Origin of the sequence: Janthinobacterium sp. LS2A (genome assembly GCF_036543145.1) — a bacterium.
Lineage (GTDB): Bacteria > Pseudomonadota > Gammaproteobacteria > Burkholderiales > Burkholderiaceae_D > Janthinobacterium > Janthinobacterium aestuarii.
Map to the genome: position 1 here is coordinate 214,950 of NZ_JAZHPB010000003.1, position 15,583 is coordinate 230,532.

The following is a 15,583-nucleotide window of genomic DNA, read 5'->3' on the forward strand; positions in this document are numbered from 1 at the left end:
CGTCCTCATGTAATTATAGATTTAGTAGATTGACTTCATGCGTGCTGCTTGCTGCTTCAGGCGCGGTTGCGCTTCTGATCGATCCAGACGGTCAGCAAGATGACCAGTCCGATAATGATTTGCTGGATAAAGCTCGATACCCCGTTCATGTTCAAGCCGTTGCGCAGGATGCCGATGACGAAGGAACCGATGACGGTGCCGGAAATGGTGCCGATGCCGCCGATCAGCGAGGCGCCGCCGATCACGGCGCTGGCGATCGCATCGAGTTCGTACATCACGCCCTCGTTCGGCTGCGCCGTCACCAGGCGCGACATCAGCACGCAACCTGTCAGGCCCGACAAGGCGCCGGACAGGGTGTACACGAGCAGGGTCACGCGGCCCACCTTCACGCCCGACAGGCGCGCCGCTTCCGCATTCGAGCCGACGGCATAGATATGCCGGCCAAAGGTGGTGCGGCTGAGCATGATGGAGACGGCCACGGCGATCACCACCATCAGCACCACCGGATACGGAATGCCGGGAAAGACGACTTCGGGAAAGGTGCCGCCCGTGTCGCGCTCGATGCGCCACAGCACGCCGTTACCGAGTTCGCCGAACGAGTCGCCAAGGCCGGAAATGGCGCGCGCACCCGTCACCTGCAGCGCCAGGCCGCGCGCGATCAGCATCATGCCCAGGGTGGCGATGAAAGGAGGCAGCTTCAGTTGCGTGATGCAAAAGCCGTTGACGGCGCCGCACATGGCGCCCACCACGACACCGCCCAGCATGGCGACCGGTACGGGCACGCCGCTCTTGACCAGCAGCGCGGCAGCCACGCCGGCCAGCGCCAGCACGGAGCCGGAACTCAAGTCGATGCCGCCCGTGATGATGACGCAGGTGGCGGCAATGCCCAGGTAGGCGATCGACGTCACTTGCAAGGCCACGCTCATGCCATTGCTGACGGAGAAAAAGGCGTTGCTGGTCAGCGAAAACACGAGCAGCAACAGCGACAGGCTGCCCAGCGCGGCGAATTTTTGGATCAGTTCTTTGTTCATTTTCTTGTGGCTTTCTGATGTTAATGCATTGCTGCCTGGCGGCCCGATGCGAGCTGCATGATCTCTTCCTGCGACGACTCGCGCGTATTGACGATGCCGCTGATGCGCCCTTCATGGAACACGGCCACCCGGTCCGTCATGCCCATGATCTCGGGCAGCTCGGACGTGATCAGCACCACGCCGATGCCCTCCGACGCGAGCTTGTCGAGCAGCTGGTAGATGGCGAACTTGGCGCCCACGTCGATGCCGCGCGTGGGTTCGTCGAAGAAGATGATTTTCGATTCGCGGTACAGCCATTTGCTGATGACGATCTTTTGCTGGTTGCCGCCCGAGAGATTGCGCGCGATCTGTTTCGACGTCGGCGTCTTGATGCCCAGCGCCGCGATGTACTGCTTGGCCACCGCCTCTTCTTTCGCAAAGTCGATGAAGCCGAAACGGTTCGCCAGCCCCGACACATTCGTCAAGGTGAGATTGGCCGCCACCGACATGCGGATCGCCAGGCCGTGGCTCTTGCGGTCTTCCGACAGGTAGGCGATGCCGTGGCCGATGGCGTCGATGGGACTGTCGATAGTGACCGCCACGTCGCCCAGGTGGATGGCGCCGCTGGTGAGCGGATCGGCGCCGAAGATGGCGCGCGCCACTTCCGTGCGCCCCGCCCCCATCAGGCCGGAAAAGCCGAGGATCTCGCCGCGCCGCAAATCAAAACTCAGCGGGCCGAAGACATCCTTGCGGTGCAAATCGGTCACGCGCAGCAGCACTTCAGCCGTCGGCGTCGAGACGCGGTCGGGAAATTTTTCATCGAGGGTGCGGCCCACCATCTTCGCCACGATGGCGTCGAGGGTGGTGGCGGCAAAATCGTCGGTGCAGACGAATTTACCGTCGCGCAGCACCGTCACCCTGTCGATGATGTGCTGCATCTCCTCGAGCCGGTGCGAGATGTAGACCACGCTCACGCCGTTGCGCTTGAGTTCATTGATGATGTCGAACAGCTGGCCCGTCTCGCTTTCCGTCAGCGACGACGTGGGCTCGTCCATGATCAGCACTTCCGTATTGAGCGACAGCGCCTTGGCGATTTCCACCATCTGCTGCTGCGCACAGGACAGGTTTTTCACCAGCTGGCGCGGGTCGATGCGCAGCTTCAACCGGTCCAGCAGCGCCTGCGCATCGGCACGCATCTTCTTGCGATCGATGAAGATGCCGCGCACCGGTTCACGCGCCAGAAAAATATTCTCGGCCACACTCAGGTGCGGGATCAGGTTCAGTTCCTGGTGGATGATGGCGATGCCGGCGGCCTCCGCATCCACGCTGCAGGAAAAACTGCACACCTTGCCCTTGTAGACCAGTTCTCCCTCGTCGGCCTGGTACACGCCGCTCATCACCTTCATCAGGGTGGACTTGCCGGCGCCGTTTTCGCCGCACAGCGCATGGGCTTCGCCCTTGCGCAGACTGAAACTGACGTTGTCGAGCGCCAGCACGCCGGGAAAGCGCTTGCTGACCTTGTTCAGGGCCAGTATCTCTTCGGATTGATTCATGGTGTGTCTCCTCCACTCCACTGCCATAGGCCGGCGTGCCGATGTCTGAGCATCTTGGCGGCGCGCCGGTCTGCTACTCATTTAACTGTCGATCAGTTCCGGATTCCACGCATGCACGGTCTGGCTCTGTTCGCCGAGGCCGCTGATCCCCAGGCGCATGGTGTCGCCCGGCTTCAGATACACGGCCGACGGCTTCTGGCCCATGCCCACGCCCGGCGGCGTGCCGGTGCTGATGATGTCGCCCGGGTACAAGGTCATGAAGCGGCTGATGTAGCTGACCAGATTGGCCACGCCGAAGACCATCGTTCTGGTATTGCCGTCCTGGACGCGCTTGCCGTTCACTTCCAGCCACAGGCCCAGGTTTTGCGGGTCCGCCACTTCGTCGCTTGTGACCAGCCAGGGACCGATCGGGCCGAAGGTATCGCAGCCCTTGCCCTTGTCCCACTGGCCGCCGCGCTCCAATTGGTACTCGCGTTCGGACAAATCGTTCACCACGCAATAGCCGGCCACGTGCGACAGCGCATCGGCTTCGCTCACATAGCGCGCGGTGGTGCCGATCACCACACCCAGCTCCACTTCCCAGTCGCTTTTCTTCGAGTCCTGCGGCATCACCACGGCATCGTTGGCGCCGATGATGGCGCTGGTGGCTTTCATGAACAGCACCGGTTCAGCCGGCACGGCCATGCCCGATTCGGCCGCATGGTCGGCATAGTTCAGGCCCACGCACAAAAACTTGCCCACGCCCTTCCACGGCGGCGCGATGCGGCCAGGATTCGCCACCACCGGCAGGCTGGCGATATCGAGGGCGGCCAAAGTCGCCAGGCCATCCTTGCCCAGAGTCGCGCCCGTGATATCGGACAGCACGCCGGACAGGTCGCGCACGGCGCCATCGGCATCGATCAGTGCAGGTTTTTCAGCGCCCTTGGCGCCATATCGCATCAGTTTCATGTGTGTCTCTCGTTGTTGTAATTAATTGGACCAACCACCATCGATGACGTGAGTCATACCGGTGGTGAAGGCGGATTCATCCGAAGCCAGATACACGGCCAGGGCGGCGATTTCCTCTGCCCTGCCCACTCTGCCCATCGGCTGGCGGGCGACAAACGCAGCCTGCACTTCATCGATGCTCACGCCCGTCGCTGCCGCCTGCGCCGCAATGCGTTCCTTCAGCGACGGCGACTCGATGGTGCCGGGACAGATCGCATTGCAGCGGATGCCGCGCGTGACGAAGTCCGCCGCTACCGATTTCGTCATGCCCACCACGGCCGCCTTCGAGGTGCCATAGATAAAGCGGTTCGGCGCGCCCTTCACGCTCGACGCCACGGACGACATATTGACGATGGAGCCGGCGCCCCTGGCCAGCATGCCGGGCAGCACGGCGCGCATCAGCCGGTACATGGAGCGCGCGTTGATGTCGAAGGAACGGTCCCACGCCGCATCGTCGCAGTCGAGGATGGTGCCGCCGTCGACGAAGCCGGCGCAGTTGAACAGGATATCGACGGGGCCGATCTCGTCGGCCAGCGCGGTGATCGCCGCGCCATCGGTCACGTCGAGCCGGCGGATGGTGCAGCCCGTCGCTTCCTTCAGCGCGTCGAGCTGGGCCTGGTTGATATCGGTGGCGATCACGGTGGCGCCTTCGCGCACGAACGCTTCGGCCGTGGCGCGGCCGATGCCCTGGCCGGCGGCGGTGAGCAGCGCGATTTTGCCTTGTAGTCTGGCGGTCATGTTGTCTCCTTTTATTTTTTAACCCAACACCTTAACGGCTGGGGTCAGACCCGGCGGGTCTGACCCCGGATTTTTGCTAACTGACGTGGAATACCTGCTCCATCATCGCCCAGTGCTCGCCCTCGGCACGCGAAGCCAGCGGCTCCTGGCACGGTGCGCAAAAGGTCCACCAGCGCTGCGTTTCCGGGTCGGCGGCAATCGTCGCCATGTCGGCCTCAAAATCCTCGCCGTGGTACTCCCAGTAAGCGAACAGCAGGTTTTCCGGCTCGCGCAGGAAGATCGAATAATTGCCGACATGCGCGGCAGCCAGTCTGGCCAGCACCTGCGGCCAGACTGCGGCGTGCAGGGTTTTGTATTCAGCGATGCGCTCCGGCGCGATGCCGATGACCATGCCCATTCTTTGCATTACGACTCCTTTGTTGGCTTACGCCGTACCGGCTAAGCCAACCTACAGTTGGCATCGCGGTGATTCGTAGACACGCCCGCCACCTCATTCAAAACCATAAAACCGGCACGCATTGCGGCCGAAAATATCGTCCCTGTCCTCTTGCCCCAAATGCGCCAGCAGCGCCTCGCTGGCGGCCAGCCACGCCGCATAGCCGCCGGCCAGGTCGACCACAGGCCAGTCGCTGCCCCAGATCACGCGCCGGGGGCCGAACACGTCCAGCACATGTGCGGCATAAGGGCGCAGGTCGTCCACGTTCCAGCCGGGCCGCGCTTCCGTCACCAGTCCGGACAGCTTGCAGTGCACGTTCGGCAGCGCGGCCAGCAACGCCATGTCTTCGCGCCAGGTGCCGAACGCGGCATGGGCGATCGGCGGCTTGGCCGCATGGTCGATCACGATGGCCAGCTGCGGATAAGCGCGGGCGCAATGCAGCAGCCCGGGCAAGTGGCGCGGCAGCACCAGCGCGTCCAGCCGCAAGCCCTGTTCCACCATGGCAGCCAGGGCCGGCGCCAGCGCGGGATTGGCAATCCAGGCATAGTCATCGATATCCTGCAGCATGGGGCGCAAGCCTTTGAGCTTCGGTTGCGACGCCAGGTGGGCGATATTGGCCGGCGCGTCAGGCGCCAGCAAATCGGCCCAGCCCACGACGGCGCGAATGAAGCTGGTCTTTGCCGCCAGCGCCAGCAGGTAATCGGTATCGGCAGCCGACGGCAGCGACTGCACCAGTACCGTGCCGGCGATGCCGTGCGCGGCCAGCAGCGGCGCCAGGTGGGCCGGCGCAAAATCGCGGTGGATGGCGGCCAACGATGGCGGCGGCCAGCTGCCGGCACGCGCGGCCAGCTGCCAGAAGTGCTGGTGGGCGTCGATGCGCATCATGCGGCCACTCCCGCAGGCAGCGGCGCGCGCGCATCGATCAAGTCCGCGTCCCGCAGCGCCAGCCACAGGGCGTCGGGCAGCGGCGTGGCGAACCAGTCCAGGTTTTGCCGCAGCTGCGCCAGGTCCTGGCCGCCCGGAATGCAGGAAGCGACAGCAGGATGGGCGAGCGGAAACTGCAGTGCCGCAGCCTGCAGCGGCACGCCGAATTCACGGCAGACGGCATCGAGGCGCGCCACGCGCTTGAGTATCGCGGCCGGCGCATCGGCGTAGTTGAATTTGCCGTTCCCGGCCAGCACGCCCGAATTGAACGGGCCGCCGATCACGATGGCGTTGCCGCGTTCCACGCACAGGTCCAGCAACGGCGACAGCGAGGCTTGTTCCAGCAAGGTATAGCGGCCGGCCAGCAAGGTGCAATCGAGGTCGAATTCCGCCATCGCGCGCAGCACGATTTCGCATTCATTGACACCTAGGCCCACAGCCTTCACCTGGCCGCTGGCGCGCAGTTCATCGAGGGCGCGAAAACCGCTACCGGCCGTCAGTTGGCGCCAGTAGTGCTGATCGTGTTCGCCATGCGTGGCCTTGCCGATATCGTGCACGAACAGAATGTCGATGCGGTCCAGCCCCAATCTTTGCAGGCTGTCCTCGTGCGAACGCAGCACGCCGTCATACGTATAGTCGTAATGGGGGCGGAACGGCAGCGGCGCGGCAAAGCCGTCGTCGCCGGGACGCACGGAAGCGTCGGGCCGCATCAGCCGTCCCACCTTGGTGCTGATCACAAATTCATGGCGGGGCCGCTCGCGCAGCGCCGCACCGAGACGGCGCTCGGACTGGGTATAGCCATAGAACGGCGCCGTGTCGAAGAAGCGCACGCCGGCATCCCACGCGCCATCGAGCGTGATGCGCGCCTGCGCGTCGCTGACGGGCTGGTACAAGCCGCCTATCGGCGCGCAGCCCATGCCGATGCAGGGCAGCGACAGGCCCCCGCGCGGCAAAGTATGCAATTGTGTGACATCCATGAATCCGGCCCTCAAGCGGCGCGCAATGGGAAGCAGCCTGGCCCCACCGCATCGAATTGTTTATAGGTCAGCACGAATTCCTGGTGGCCCAGGTCTTCCGAGCGGCTCAGTTCTCCGTTGGCGACGTTCAGCACGGCGGCGACGATCTCCGCGCCCACTTCTTCCAGGCTGGCTTCGCCCGTGAGGATCTTGCCCGCGTTGATATCCATGTCGTCGGCCAGGCGCTCGAAGGTTTGCGGATTGGCGCACACCTTGATGACGGGCGAGATCGCCGAACCGACGACGGAACCGCGGCCCGTGGTAAACAAGGTGATGTGGGCGCCGCAGGAAATGAGTTCGACGATTTCCGCGTTGTCCGACACGTTCGGGAAACCGAAGCGCGGCTCGCCGTCCGGCACCACATCGAGCAGGTACAGGCCGCCGCCGGCCGGCTGGTCGCCCGGCTTCAAAATGCCGACGATGGGCGAGGAACCGCTCTTGGCGTAGGCGCCCAGCGACTTTTCTTCCTGCGTGGTCAGGCCGCCATCGGCGTTCCCCGGCGAGAAGCTGCCATGGCCCATGATGGTGTAGTAGCGGGCCGCCTTGGCCACGGTTTCTACGATGGCATTGCCCAGGTCCGGACTGACGGCGCGCCGCTGCATGTGGTATTCGCAGCCCACCAGTTCGCCCGTCTCTTCGAAGATGCAGGGGCTGCCGGCCGCGATCAGGGTGTCGAACGCGACGCCAACGGCCGGGTTGGCGCTGATGCCGCTGGTGCTGTCGGAGCCGCCGCAGATGGTGGCGACGACCAGTTCATCGATCCCCATCGGCACACGCTCCTGCCGCGCCAGGTGTTCCAGCGCCCAGCTGATCCACTCGACACCGCTGCTCACGCTGGGACGGGTGCCGCTGTTTTCCTGGATGGTAATCGTGTGCACGGGGCGGTCGCTGTCGGCCACGGCGCTGGAGAGGCCATATTTGTTGAAGCCTTCGCAGCCCAGGGACACCAGCAGCACGGCGCCCACGTTCGGGTGCGTCAGCAAACGGCGCATCACCTGGTCCGCGTATTCGTTGGGGAAGCAGCCCGTAAAGCCGATCAGGTGCACGGGCTGGCCGGGAAAGGCGTTGACCATCAGGCGCGCCACATGGTGCGCGCATTCGACCATATAGGCCACGACCACGATATTACGGATGCCCTTGCGGCCATCGGCGCGCAGGTAGCCCGACAGGGCGGGTGTCGTTACGGGAGCGTTCATGCTTGGTCGTCCTTGTCCAGGAAATGGTGGCCGTCCTGGCCCAGGGTAAACGTGGGGATGTAATCGCTTGCCAGGTTGTGCGTGTGGATATGTTCGCCGATGGCGACGGGGGCCGTGATGCTGCCGATCAGGGCGCCGTAGCGCAGCACCTTGTCGCCGACGGCCAGCGCGCGGCGCGCCACCTTGTGGCCGATGTGGATATTTTGCGCCAGGGTGACGGGCACGCCGTCGATGGCGACGACGTCGCCGCAGGCCAAGGCTGTCCTGGCGATCAGGCAGTTATCCTCGGGCGACATCAGCAGCAGGCTGCTAGGCTGGGAAGCGAGGCTCATGGCGCACCCTCCCCGGCAAAGACGGCTAGGCGGCCGGCTGGCTCAGTTTTTCCCGCGTGCCGATCGACGACAGCATGGTGCTGCGCGAGGAATCGAGGTGCGAACGCATGCACTCGAGCGCCTTCGGTATGTCGTGCTCCGCCAGCGCGTGCAGGATCGCCAGGTGTTCCTGCACCGCGTATTTGTTGCGGCCCTTTTCCTCGCCCTTGTCCCACTGGTAGTGATAGTGAAACACGAACGAGACGATATCGTAGAAGCCCTGCGCGAAGCGGTTGTTCAAGAGGCCGATCAGGAAGGTGTGGAACTCGCGGTCCAGCGCCGGAAACGCGTTGTGGCGCGTATCGATCCTGGCGGCCAGCTTCTCGTGCTGTTTGATCAGCCGCGCCAGTTCCGCATACGCCGGATCGCCAAGCGGCAAGTGCGCAAACTGCTCCACGGCCGCCATCTCGAACATGCGCCGCATGTCCGCCAGTTCGGTGGCGAACGAGCGGTCGAACGCGCACAGGCGCCAGCCGCCGCGCGGTTTCTTTTCGATCAGGCCGAAGCGCGAAAAGCCGATCAGGAATTCGCGCACGCTGACGGTACTGGCACCCGCCTCGCGCGCCAGCTCCGCTTCCGAGAATTCCGCGCCGGGCGGCATGTCGCGCTGGTACACGCGTTCCATCAGCACTTGCTGGATGCGCTCGGCCCCCGACTGCAATTCGGAGATATCGAAGTAGTCGCCCGGTATGGGTTTGCGCAGCAGGCGCCGGTCCGCAGGACTGGCGATCAGGCGCCGCGTCGACAGATACGCGATCGCGCTGCGGATGGCCGTACGGCTGCCCTGGCAGATCGTGGTCAGGAACTGCTCCGTCGGCAGCATCTCGCCCACTGCGACATTCTCGGCGAGAAATTGCAACAGCAGGTTGGTACTGCGCTTGAAGACGGTGGCGGGTTTGGACATGGATGAATGAACGCGCTATGCCAGCGAAAGGGAAAGTGGATGAGTGGGCCATTTTAGTCGATATCGGATTGGATCGGCATGCTAAAAAAGAAACAACTGCGCTGAGCGGGGCGTTCATGGCTGCGCTCCCGGCGCCAGCATGGCGCGCAGGCGCGGCTGCGCCAGGGCGGGACACAGCTGCCGCGCCAGCGCCGCCACGGGCGCCATGCGCCGCTCGATCTTGCCGGCGTGGTGCTGGGCGATGTCGGCCAGGCGGTGCGCGAGGAAGGGATTGCCGAAGCGTTCCCTGACCTGCGCCACATACGCCAGCGCGGCGTCGCCGTGCCGCGCGCCCATGGCGGCAAACACGGGCAGCACTTCCTCGTGCCACAGGGCTTCCAGCGCGGCGCGCATGGCGCCATCGTCCATCGCCTCGCGCACCGCCATGCCGGCCGGGCTGCCCCGTTCCATCCACAGCTGCGCCAGATACGTGTGACCGAGGTTGAGCAGGAACAGCTTGCGCTGCTCATACTCGCGCAGGCTGTCCGTCACCACCAGCTGCGGGTGGCGGCACGGCAGCAGCATGCCTTCCTGCGCCTTGATGGCCCACAGCGCATACGGTTCGGCCACCGCGCCTATCGGTTCAATCGGTTCGGAAACGATGCGGTCGACGAGGGAATTGATCCACAGGCAGCCCGTTTGCAGATACCCGATGAACGCGGCATCGCAGCGCCACTGCCACGCCAATGTCACGATCACCTGGCGCAGTACATTGCCGTTGTCGGCCACCAGTTCGCACGGAAAAATCGAGACAGGTGCGGCGCCGGCCAGGTAGCGGTCATGCAGCAGCACCAGCAGCTTGGCGGGAAAGCTGGCGGGAACGGTCGCGCCATCGAGCATGCCGGCGTGGTCGCCGTCATCGAGCTGGTAGCCCGTGTCGCCCGTATTCGAGATGATCACGCGCGCGGCCACGGCCGCATCGCGCACCTGCCGCCAGTCGCTGCCGGCCTGCCACGCCTGCGTGACGGCGTCGGCGCGGCGCTCTTCATCGACTTGCGCGCCGTCCTGCCAGCCGCGGATGCGCACCGGGTAGCCGCCGGCCTGGCGAAACGCCGCCACCCGCGCCGCGCCCTGCCCGCTGCCGGTCGTTTGCACGATGGTGATATGGCCCAGCGCCTCGCCTTTCTTGGCCGCTTCGCTGACAAACAGGTCGGCGTGCGCCTGCAGGAAGCGGCTGGTGCCAAATTGCAGTATGGGGTTGAGATCGCTCATCTCAGACCTCGACGATGGCCTTGATGACACCGGCCTCGGGCTGCATCCAGCGATCGAGCACGCCCGTAAATTCATCGAGCGTGGTGCGGTGGGTATTGAGCAGCGCGGTAGGGACTTTCCCCGCCTTCATGGCCGCCACCACTTCCTCGAAATCGTCGACGGTGGCGTTGCGGCTGCCCAGCAAAGTCGTTTCGCGCTTGTGGAATTCGGGGTCGGAAAAGGACAGGCGGTCGCGCACGATGGACACCAGCACATAGGCACCGCCGTGAGCGACAAAGTCCAGGCCCCGCTCCATGGCGGCGATATTGCCGGTGGCGTCAAACACCACGTCGAAGAATTCACCGCCTGTGGCATCGGACAGCTGCTCCTTGTCGCCGTCGCCCAGCTGCACCGTGCGGGTGATACCAAGCGCGTCGCGGCAGAACTGCAAACGGTCGGCGCGGCCGTCGAGCACCGTGACGTCGGCGCCTTTCAAGGACGCGAACAGCATCACGGCCATGCCGATCGGGCCGGCGCCCACCACCAGCACGCGCTTGCCGGCATCGACCGCGCCGCGCTTGACGGCGTGCGCGCCGATGGCGAGAAATTCGATCATGGCCGCGTCGTCGAGCGATATGCCTTCCGTCTTGAAGACGAAGCGCTCGGGCAGCGCCAGGTATTCCGTCATGCCGCCGTCGCGGTGCACGCCCAGCACTTCGATGCGGGTGCAGCAGTTGGTCTTGCCCTGGCGGCAGGCCACGCAAGTACCGCATGACAGGTAGGGCATCACGTAGACCTGGTCGCCCACGGCCAGGCGCGAGCCGGCTGGCGCGCTGTCGATATGGCCGGACAATTCATGGCCCATCACGCGCGGATAGCTGAGGAAAGGCTGGGTGCCGCGGAAGATATGCATGTCGGTGCCGCAGATGCCGACGCGGCGTATGCGCAGCAGCACTTCACCCTCGCCGGGCACGGGCACGGGGCGCTGTTCCATGCGCAAACTGCCGGGGGTATCGCAAACGATACTTTTCATCATGGTCGTCTCTCTCGCCGCCCGGATCTTGCCGGTGGCATATTATATTTAACGTACAAACCAACTGTGAAAAAAATCCGTCTGTGCGGATTGTCTTTCCAGCCCTGCCAATGGCGCGTCTTGCTGCGTCGCACAACGATTACTCCGTCATGCCGCCTGGCCCGAACCCGTTTATTTTGCTGAAGCTGTCGTTCGGTTTTATAAATATACCGTACAAAAAAATGAAGGTCAACGGATTCTTTTGCGGGTTTTTTCGAGGCCTCTGCTACATTCCTGCTTGACCCTGACGTTACGTCAGGCGCCATCGTGATTGGCACGCACTGAAGACAAGGAGAAGACGATGCTGTTGAAAATCGGTGAACTGGCCAGGCTCACCGGCCTGACCATCCGCACCCTGCACCACTACGACAGCATCGGCCTGCTCTCGCCTTCGGCGCGCACGCAAGCTGGCTACCGCCTGTACCAGCACGGCGACATGGACCGGCTGCACCGGATCATGGCGCTGCGCAAGTTCGGGCTGTCGCTGGCCGATATCGCCAACGCCCTCGCCGGCCCGGAGCTGCCGCTCTCCTCCATCGTGGCGCGGCAAATCGCCATGCTGGAGCGCCAGATCGCACAGGCTTCCACCCTGCGTGAACGCCTGCGCACCCTGCAAACGCAACTGACGCAGGGGCAGGCGCCGGAACTGGCCGAGTGGCTCACCACTATGGAGTTGATGACCATGTACGACAAATACTTTAGTCACGAAGAACTGCAACAACTGCCGCTGCTATCCGATGCGGCCGTGGAACAGGAATGGAAAGCACTGGTAATGAAGGTGCGCGCCGTCAGAGACGCGGGCGCAGGTCCCGGTGATGCGCCAGCGCAGGCGCTGGCTACGGAATGGATGGTCAAACTGGTGCGCGACACGGGTGCCCACCCGGGCCTGTTCGCGCGCCTGAACGACATGCATGCGCAGGAGCCATCGATGCAGGCGACGACCAGCATCGACGCGGATCTGATGCAGTTCATCCTCGCCGCCTTCAATGCCTCGCGCATGGCGCTGTACAAACCCTTCCTCGACGAGCACGAATACACGCACCTGGTGGCCAACTACGGCAAGCGCTCGGGCGAGTGGCCGCCCCTGATCGCCGCCGTGCGCGCCGCCATCGATGCGCGCACGCCGCCCACCGATCCGGCCGTGCTGCAGCTGGCGCGCCAGTGGCTGGAACTGTTCCGCTCCTACGCGGGCACGGACCCGGCCACGCAGCTGAAGTTCCGCCAGGCGCACCAGCAGGAACCGCGTCTGATGGAGGGCAGCTTCGTCGACGCAGCCATGCTGCAGTACCTGGGCGCTGCGATGGCTGTCGTGGCGCAGGAGCGCCCCGGCGCATAGGTTCAGGTGTGGCATCTCGTGGGCGCGGCCATGTAGAATCGGCCTTCGCCCACGAGAGGATTAACCGATGCGCCGCTTTCTGTTTGCTTGCCTGACCCTGCCCGCCCTGAATGCCGCCATGGCTGGCGATGCGCCCGTGCAAGGCGTGTGGCAGGGCACTGTGGGCAAGGCCAATATCGTCGCCTGCTTCAACCAACCCAGCACCACGCAAGGCGCGGACCGCAGCGGCAGCTATTACTACACGCGCTACAAGACGCCGATCATGCTGGCCAAACCGAACGGCAAGACCCTGTGGCAGGAACTCGACGCCAAGGGCAATACGACGGGCACGTGGTCGCTGAACGCGCCGCAAGGCGGAAAACTCGTCGGTACCTGGACGGACCCGAAAAGCGGCAAGCGCCTGCCCCTGGCCTTGAGCCTGCTGGAAGCGGCGGGCGACCACGACCATCCATCGTGCGCCAGCGATGCCTACAACCTGGCGCTGGAAGATTTTCCGGGCACCAAGGTAAGTAAACCCCTTACCTTTGAAGGCAAGCAATACCGCAACCTACAAGTGGGCGACACCATCACCGTGGAACTGATGGCGCCCGGCGATGGCGTGGCGAGAATCAATGCACAGCTGCGCACCGTGCTGGCGAAGAACAAGAAGGACCTGGAAGACTTCTATGCCACGCGCCGCGAATACCTGGGCCGCAACGGTTTCACGACGGAAGACGAAGTGTATGCGGATCCCACCTACTGGTCGCCGCGCTGGGTGACGGTCAAGTTCTACCGCTGGGCGGCCGGCTATGGCGCCAGCGGCATCTCCATCAAGTTCCGCACCTGGGACGTGAAAACGGGCCAGGAAACGGACGTGTGGAACTGGTTTGGCGCCAGCGCCAGCGATGGCGACGACAAGGCCGAATTGCCGGATCGCCTGCGCCAAGCTCTGTTCAAGGATGTGAAAATCGACGCCGAATGCAAGGGCACGGATTACGACGGCCGCGGCCGCTTCCACCTGTCATTGAAACCGGAAGGCGTATCGTTCTGGCAAGACCCGAACGGCAGCGGCTGCGAAAACGACTTCCTGCTGCCCTACAGCAAAGTCGGCCCCTTCCTCACCGTCAAGGGGCGCGCCGCGCTCAGCGACTTGCTGCCGAAGAACTAGCCAGCACCAATCATCGCGGCTACCATCTCCGCCGTGGCGGCCGCCAGGGTCCAGCCCAGGTGGCCGTGACCCGTGTTGTAGTACACGCCCGGCGCCTTGCCCGGCCCCACTTTGGGCAGCATGTCGGGCAGCATGGGACGCAAGCCGGCCCAGGGCACGACCTTGCGCGTATTCACGCCAGGAAAGCACTGCTCCACCCATTGCAGCAGCGGGCGGATGCGGTCGGCGCGGATGTCGTGGTTAACGCCGTTGAATTCCGCCGTGCCCGCCACCCTGAGCCGGTCTTCGCCGAGGCGGCTGCTGACCAGCTTGGTCGCGTCGTCGAGCAGGCTGACCTTCGGCGCCGCCGCGCGGCTGGCGGCGTCATCCAATTGCACGGTAATCGAATAGCCTTTCACGGGATACACGTTGACATGGTCGCCCAGCATGGCCGCCATGGCGCGGCTGGCCGTGCCGGCGCAAATGACGACGGCATCGAACACAGTGCTGTCCTCGCCTATGCTGACGCGCACCTTGCCGTGTTCGCGCGCCAGCCCCGTGACCTGTGCACCATAGCGGCAGGCCACGCCCAGGCGCACGCAGGCGTCGGCCAGGCCGCTCGTGAATTTGTGGATGTCACCCGTGGAGTCGCTGTCCGTGTAGTAGCCGCCGTAGAAGTCACCCTGCAAGGCCGGTTCGATGACGCACATTTCCTGCGGCGTGACGGCGCGCCGCTGCAAGCCGCCCTGCGCCAGCAGGCGTGATACGCCGGCCGCCCGCTCGAAGCCAGCCTTGTCACGGTAGACGTGCAGGATGCCGGCGCGGCGGTGATCGAAATCAATCTTCTCTGCTTGCGCCCACGCAAACAGATGTTCGCGCGCGGCGATCGCCATGCGGGCCGTGGCGATGGTGTTGCGCTCGTAGGCCGGCATGGCGGCGAGAAACTCGGCAAACCAGCTCAGCTTGTGCCAGCTGGGCCAGGGATGAAGCAGCAAGGGCGCATCGCGCCGCGCCATCCATTTCAGGGCATTTAGTATCGTTGCCTTGTGGTTCCACACTTCCGCGTGCGAGGCCGACAATTGTCCACCGTTCGCATACGAGGTTTCCATGGCAGCATAACGGTGGCGTTCGATCAGGGTCACGTGCACGCCCCGCTTGACCAGCGCATACGCCGTCGTCACACCCGTGATGCCTGCGCCCAGCACGGCCACGCGCTTCATGCCTCAGGTTCCATTTTCTGCTCCACCTTGTGCACGACCGTGTCGCCCGCCTGCAACACGCGGCCGTCCGGCGCCAGCACGTCCATCCTGCGCACGGGCGCGTGCGTATCACGTTGCAGCAAGGTCGAATGCGCTTCGCCCGCTTCGAACAATTGCGCCTCGCTCCACTGGCGCAAACCGACGACGACGGGAAACAGCGCCAGCCCCTTTTGCGTCAGCACGTATTCCTGGTAGGCCGTGCCGTCCGAGGCGGGCGCGACCGTAAAGATGCCCTCTTCCACCAGGGTGTGCAGGCGGTCGGCCAGGATGTTCTTCGCCACGCCCAGGCTTTTCTGGAATTCGCCAAAGCGGCGCATGCCGTCGAAAGCGTCGCGCACGATCAGCAGCGACCAGCGCTCGCCGATCACGTCGAGCGCGCGCGCCACGGGACAGGGGTCGGTTTTCAGGCTCTTGCGCTTGGCCAC

Annotated in this window: 16 protein-coding genes; 2 read left to right on the plus strand and 14 right to left on the minus strand. The window is 64.4% G+C overall.

All coding sequences use genetic code 11. The features are described from left to right. Positions 1-56 precede the first annotated feature (56 nt). The 12 genes from V3C40_RS11165 to V3C40_RS11220 all read right to left on the minus strand — a co-directional run bounded on the left by V3C40_RS11165 (position 57) and on the right by V3C40_RS11220 (position 11,398). Entirely contained in the window at positions 57-1,031 is a 975-nt protein-coding gene (locus V3C40_RS11165; RefSeq protein ID WP_070257549.1) for an ABC transporter permease, read from the minus strand. 20 nt (positions 1,032-1,051) lie between these two features. Beyond that, positions 1,052-2,563, minus strand: coding sequence for a sugar ABC transporter ATP-binding protein (locus tag V3C40_RS11170; protein WP_331777454.1), 1,512 nt, complete (start codon positions 2,561-2,563; stop codon positions 1,052-1,054). Positions 2,564-2,644: 81 nt separating this feature from the next. After that, on the minus strand, positions 2,645-3,511 hold the full coding sequence (locus tag V3C40_RS11175; protein WP_331777455.1) for a fumarylacetoacetate hydrolase family protein: 867 nt from the start codon (positions 3,509-3,511) through the stop codon (positions 2,645-2,647). A gap of 21 nt (positions 3,512-3,532) precedes the next feature. After that, a complete protein-coding gene (locus tag V3C40_RS11180; RefSeq protein WP_331777456.1) occupies positions 3,533-4,288 on the minus strand; it encodes an SDR family oxidoreductase in 756 nt (251 codons plus the stop codon). A 76-nt stretch (positions 4,289-4,364) separates the two neighbouring features. Continuing rightward, positions 4,365-4,694: an L-rhamnose mutarotase gene (locus V3C40_RS11185; RefSeq protein ID WP_331777457.1), complete on the minus strand. Its 330-nt coding sequence runs from the start codon at positions 4,692-4,694 to the stop codon at positions 4,365-4,367. A gap of 84 nt (positions 4,695-4,778) precedes the next feature. Next, positions 4,779-5,609, minus strand: a complete 831-nt coding sequence (locus tag V3C40_RS11190) for an amidohydrolase family protein (RefSeq protein ID WP_331777458.1) — start codon at positions 5,607-5,609, stop codon at positions 4,779-4,781. Continuing rightward, entirely contained in the window at positions 5,606-6,625 is a 1,020-nt protein-coding gene (locus V3C40_RS11195; RefSeq protein WP_331777459.1) for an aldo/keto reductase, read from the minus strand. Before V3C40_RS11195 ends, V3C40_RS11190 begins: the two co-directional genes overlap by 4 nt. Before the next feature lie 11 nt (positions 6,626-6,636). Next, the gene (locus V3C40_RS11200) at positions 6,637-7,860 is read right to left on the minus strand and encodes a UxaA family hydrolase (RefSeq protein ID WP_070303650.1); all 1,224 of its coding nucleotides are present in this window, start codon (positions 7,858-7,860) and stop codon (positions 6,637-6,639) included. Further along, a complete protein-coding gene (locus tag V3C40_RS11205) occupies positions 7,857-8,192 on the minus strand; it encodes a UxaA family hydrolase (RefSeq protein WP_070303651.1) in 336 nt (111 codons plus the stop codon). Before V3C40_RS11205 ends, V3C40_RS11200 begins: the two co-directional genes overlap by 4 nt. 25 nt (positions 8,193-8,217) lie before the next feature. After that, positions 8,218-9,135: a GntR family transcriptional regulator gene (locus V3C40_RS11210; RefSeq protein WP_072454407.1), complete on the minus strand. Its 918-nt coding sequence runs from the start codon at positions 9,133-9,135 to the stop codon at positions 8,218-8,220. Between the two features lie 114 nt (positions 9,136-9,249). Next, positions 9,250-10,386, minus strand: coding sequence for a mannitol dehydrogenase family protein (locus tag V3C40_RS11215; RefSeq protein WP_331777460.1), 1,137 nt, complete (start codon positions 10,384-10,386; stop codon positions 9,250-9,252). Position 10,387: 1 nt separating this feature from the next. Next, positions 10,388-11,398 (minus strand): zinc-binding alcohol dehydrogenase family protein, encoded by a 1,011-nt coding sequence (locus V3C40_RS11220; RefSeq protein WP_034760300.1) that lies wholly within the window; start codon positions 11,396-11,398, stop codon positions 10,388-10,390. 340 nt (positions 11,399-11,738) lie between these two features. Between V3C40_RS11220 and V3C40_RS11225 the strand changes: the two genes are divergently transcribed. Then, a complete protein-coding gene (locus V3C40_RS11225; protein WP_331777461.1) occupies positions 11,739-12,773 on the plus strand; it encodes a MerR family transcriptional regulator in 1,035 nt (344 codons plus the stop codon). 67 nt (positions 12,774-12,840) lie between these two features. Beyond that, complete coding sequence (locus V3C40_RS11230) at positions 12,841-13,920, plus strand: hypothetical protein (protein ID WP_219329261.1); 1,080 nt, start codon at positions 12,841-12,843, stop codon at positions 13,918-13,920. On the opposite strand, the gene V3C40_RS11235 is transcribed toward V3C40_RS11230, so the two are convergent. After that, complete coding sequence (locus tag V3C40_RS11235) at positions 13,917-15,119, minus strand: D-amino acid dehydrogenase (protein ID WP_331777462.1); 1,203 nt, start codon at positions 15,117-15,119, stop codon at positions 13,917-13,919. The two genes, V3C40_RS11230 and V3C40_RS11235, sit on opposite strands and share 4 nt — an antisense overlap. Then, positions 15,116-15,583, minus strand: a complete 468-nt coding sequence (locus V3C40_RS11240; RefSeq protein WP_319992461.1) for a winged helix-turn-helix transcriptional regulator — start codon at positions 15,581-15,583, stop codon at positions 15,116-15,118. The genes V3C40_RS11235 and V3C40_RS11240 overlap by 4 nt, the downstream gene beginning before the upstream one ends.

Bases quoted from the DNA above. Each gene is read 5' to 3' on its own strand.
- V3C40_RS11165 (WP_070257549.1), bottom strand. From the start codon at position 1,031: ATGAACAAAGAACTGATCCAAAAATTCGCCGCGCTGGGCAGCCTGTCG.
- V3C40_RS11170 (WP_331777454.1), bottom strand. From the start codon at position 2,563: ATGAATCAATCCGAAGAGATACTGGCCCTGAACAAGGTCAGCAAGCGC.
- V3C40_RS11175 (WP_331777455.1), bottom strand. From the start codon at position 3,511: ATGAAACTGATGCGATATGGCGCCAAGGGCGCTGAAAAACCTGCACTG.
- V3C40_RS11180 (WP_331777456.1), bottom strand. From the start codon at position 4,288: ATGACCGCCAGACTACAAGGCAAAATCGCGCTGCTCACCGCCGCCGGC.
- V3C40_RS11185 (WP_331777457.1), bottom strand. From the start codon at position 4,694: ATGCAAAGAATGGGCATGGTCATCGGCATCGCGCCGGAGCGCATCGCT.
- V3C40_RS11190 (WP_331777458.1), bottom strand. From the start codon at position 5,609: ATGATGCGCATCGACGCCCACCAGCACTTCTGGCAGCTGGCCGCGCGT.
- V3C40_RS11195 (WP_331777459.1), bottom strand. From the start codon at position 6,625: ATGGATGTCACACAATTGCATACTTTGCCGCGCGGGGGCCTGTCGCTG.
- V3C40_RS11200 (WP_070303650.1), bottom strand. From the start codon at position 7,860: ATGAACGCTCCCGTAACGACACCCGCCCTGTCGGGCTACCTGCGCGCC.
- V3C40_RS11205 (WP_070303651.1), bottom strand. From the start codon at position 8,192: ATGAGCCTCGCTTCCCAGCCTAGCAGCCTGCTGCTGATGTCGCCCGAG.
- V3C40_RS11210 (WP_072454407.1), bottom strand. From the start codon at position 9,135: ATGTCCAAACCCGCCACCGTCTTCAAGCGCAGTACCAACCTGCTGTTG.
- V3C40_RS11215 (WP_331777460.1), bottom strand. From the start codon at position 10,386: ATGAGCGATCTCAACCCCATACTGCAATTTGGCACCAGCCGCTTCCTG.
- V3C40_RS11220 (WP_034760300.1), bottom strand. From the start codon at position 11,398: ATGAAAAGTATCGTTTGCGATACCCCCGGCAGTTTGCGCATGGAACAG.
- V3C40_RS11225 (WP_331777461.1), top strand. From the start codon at position 11,739: ATGCTGTTGAAAATCGGTGAACTGGCCAGGCTCACCGGCCTGACCATC.
- V3C40_RS11230 (WP_219329261.1), top strand. From the start codon at position 12,841: ATGCGCCGCTTTCTGTTTGCTTGCCTGACCCTGCCCGCCCTGAATGCC.
- V3C40_RS11235 (WP_331777462.1), bottom strand. From the start codon at position 15,119: ATGAAGCGCGTGGCCGTGCTGGGCGCAGGCATCACGGGTGTGACGACG.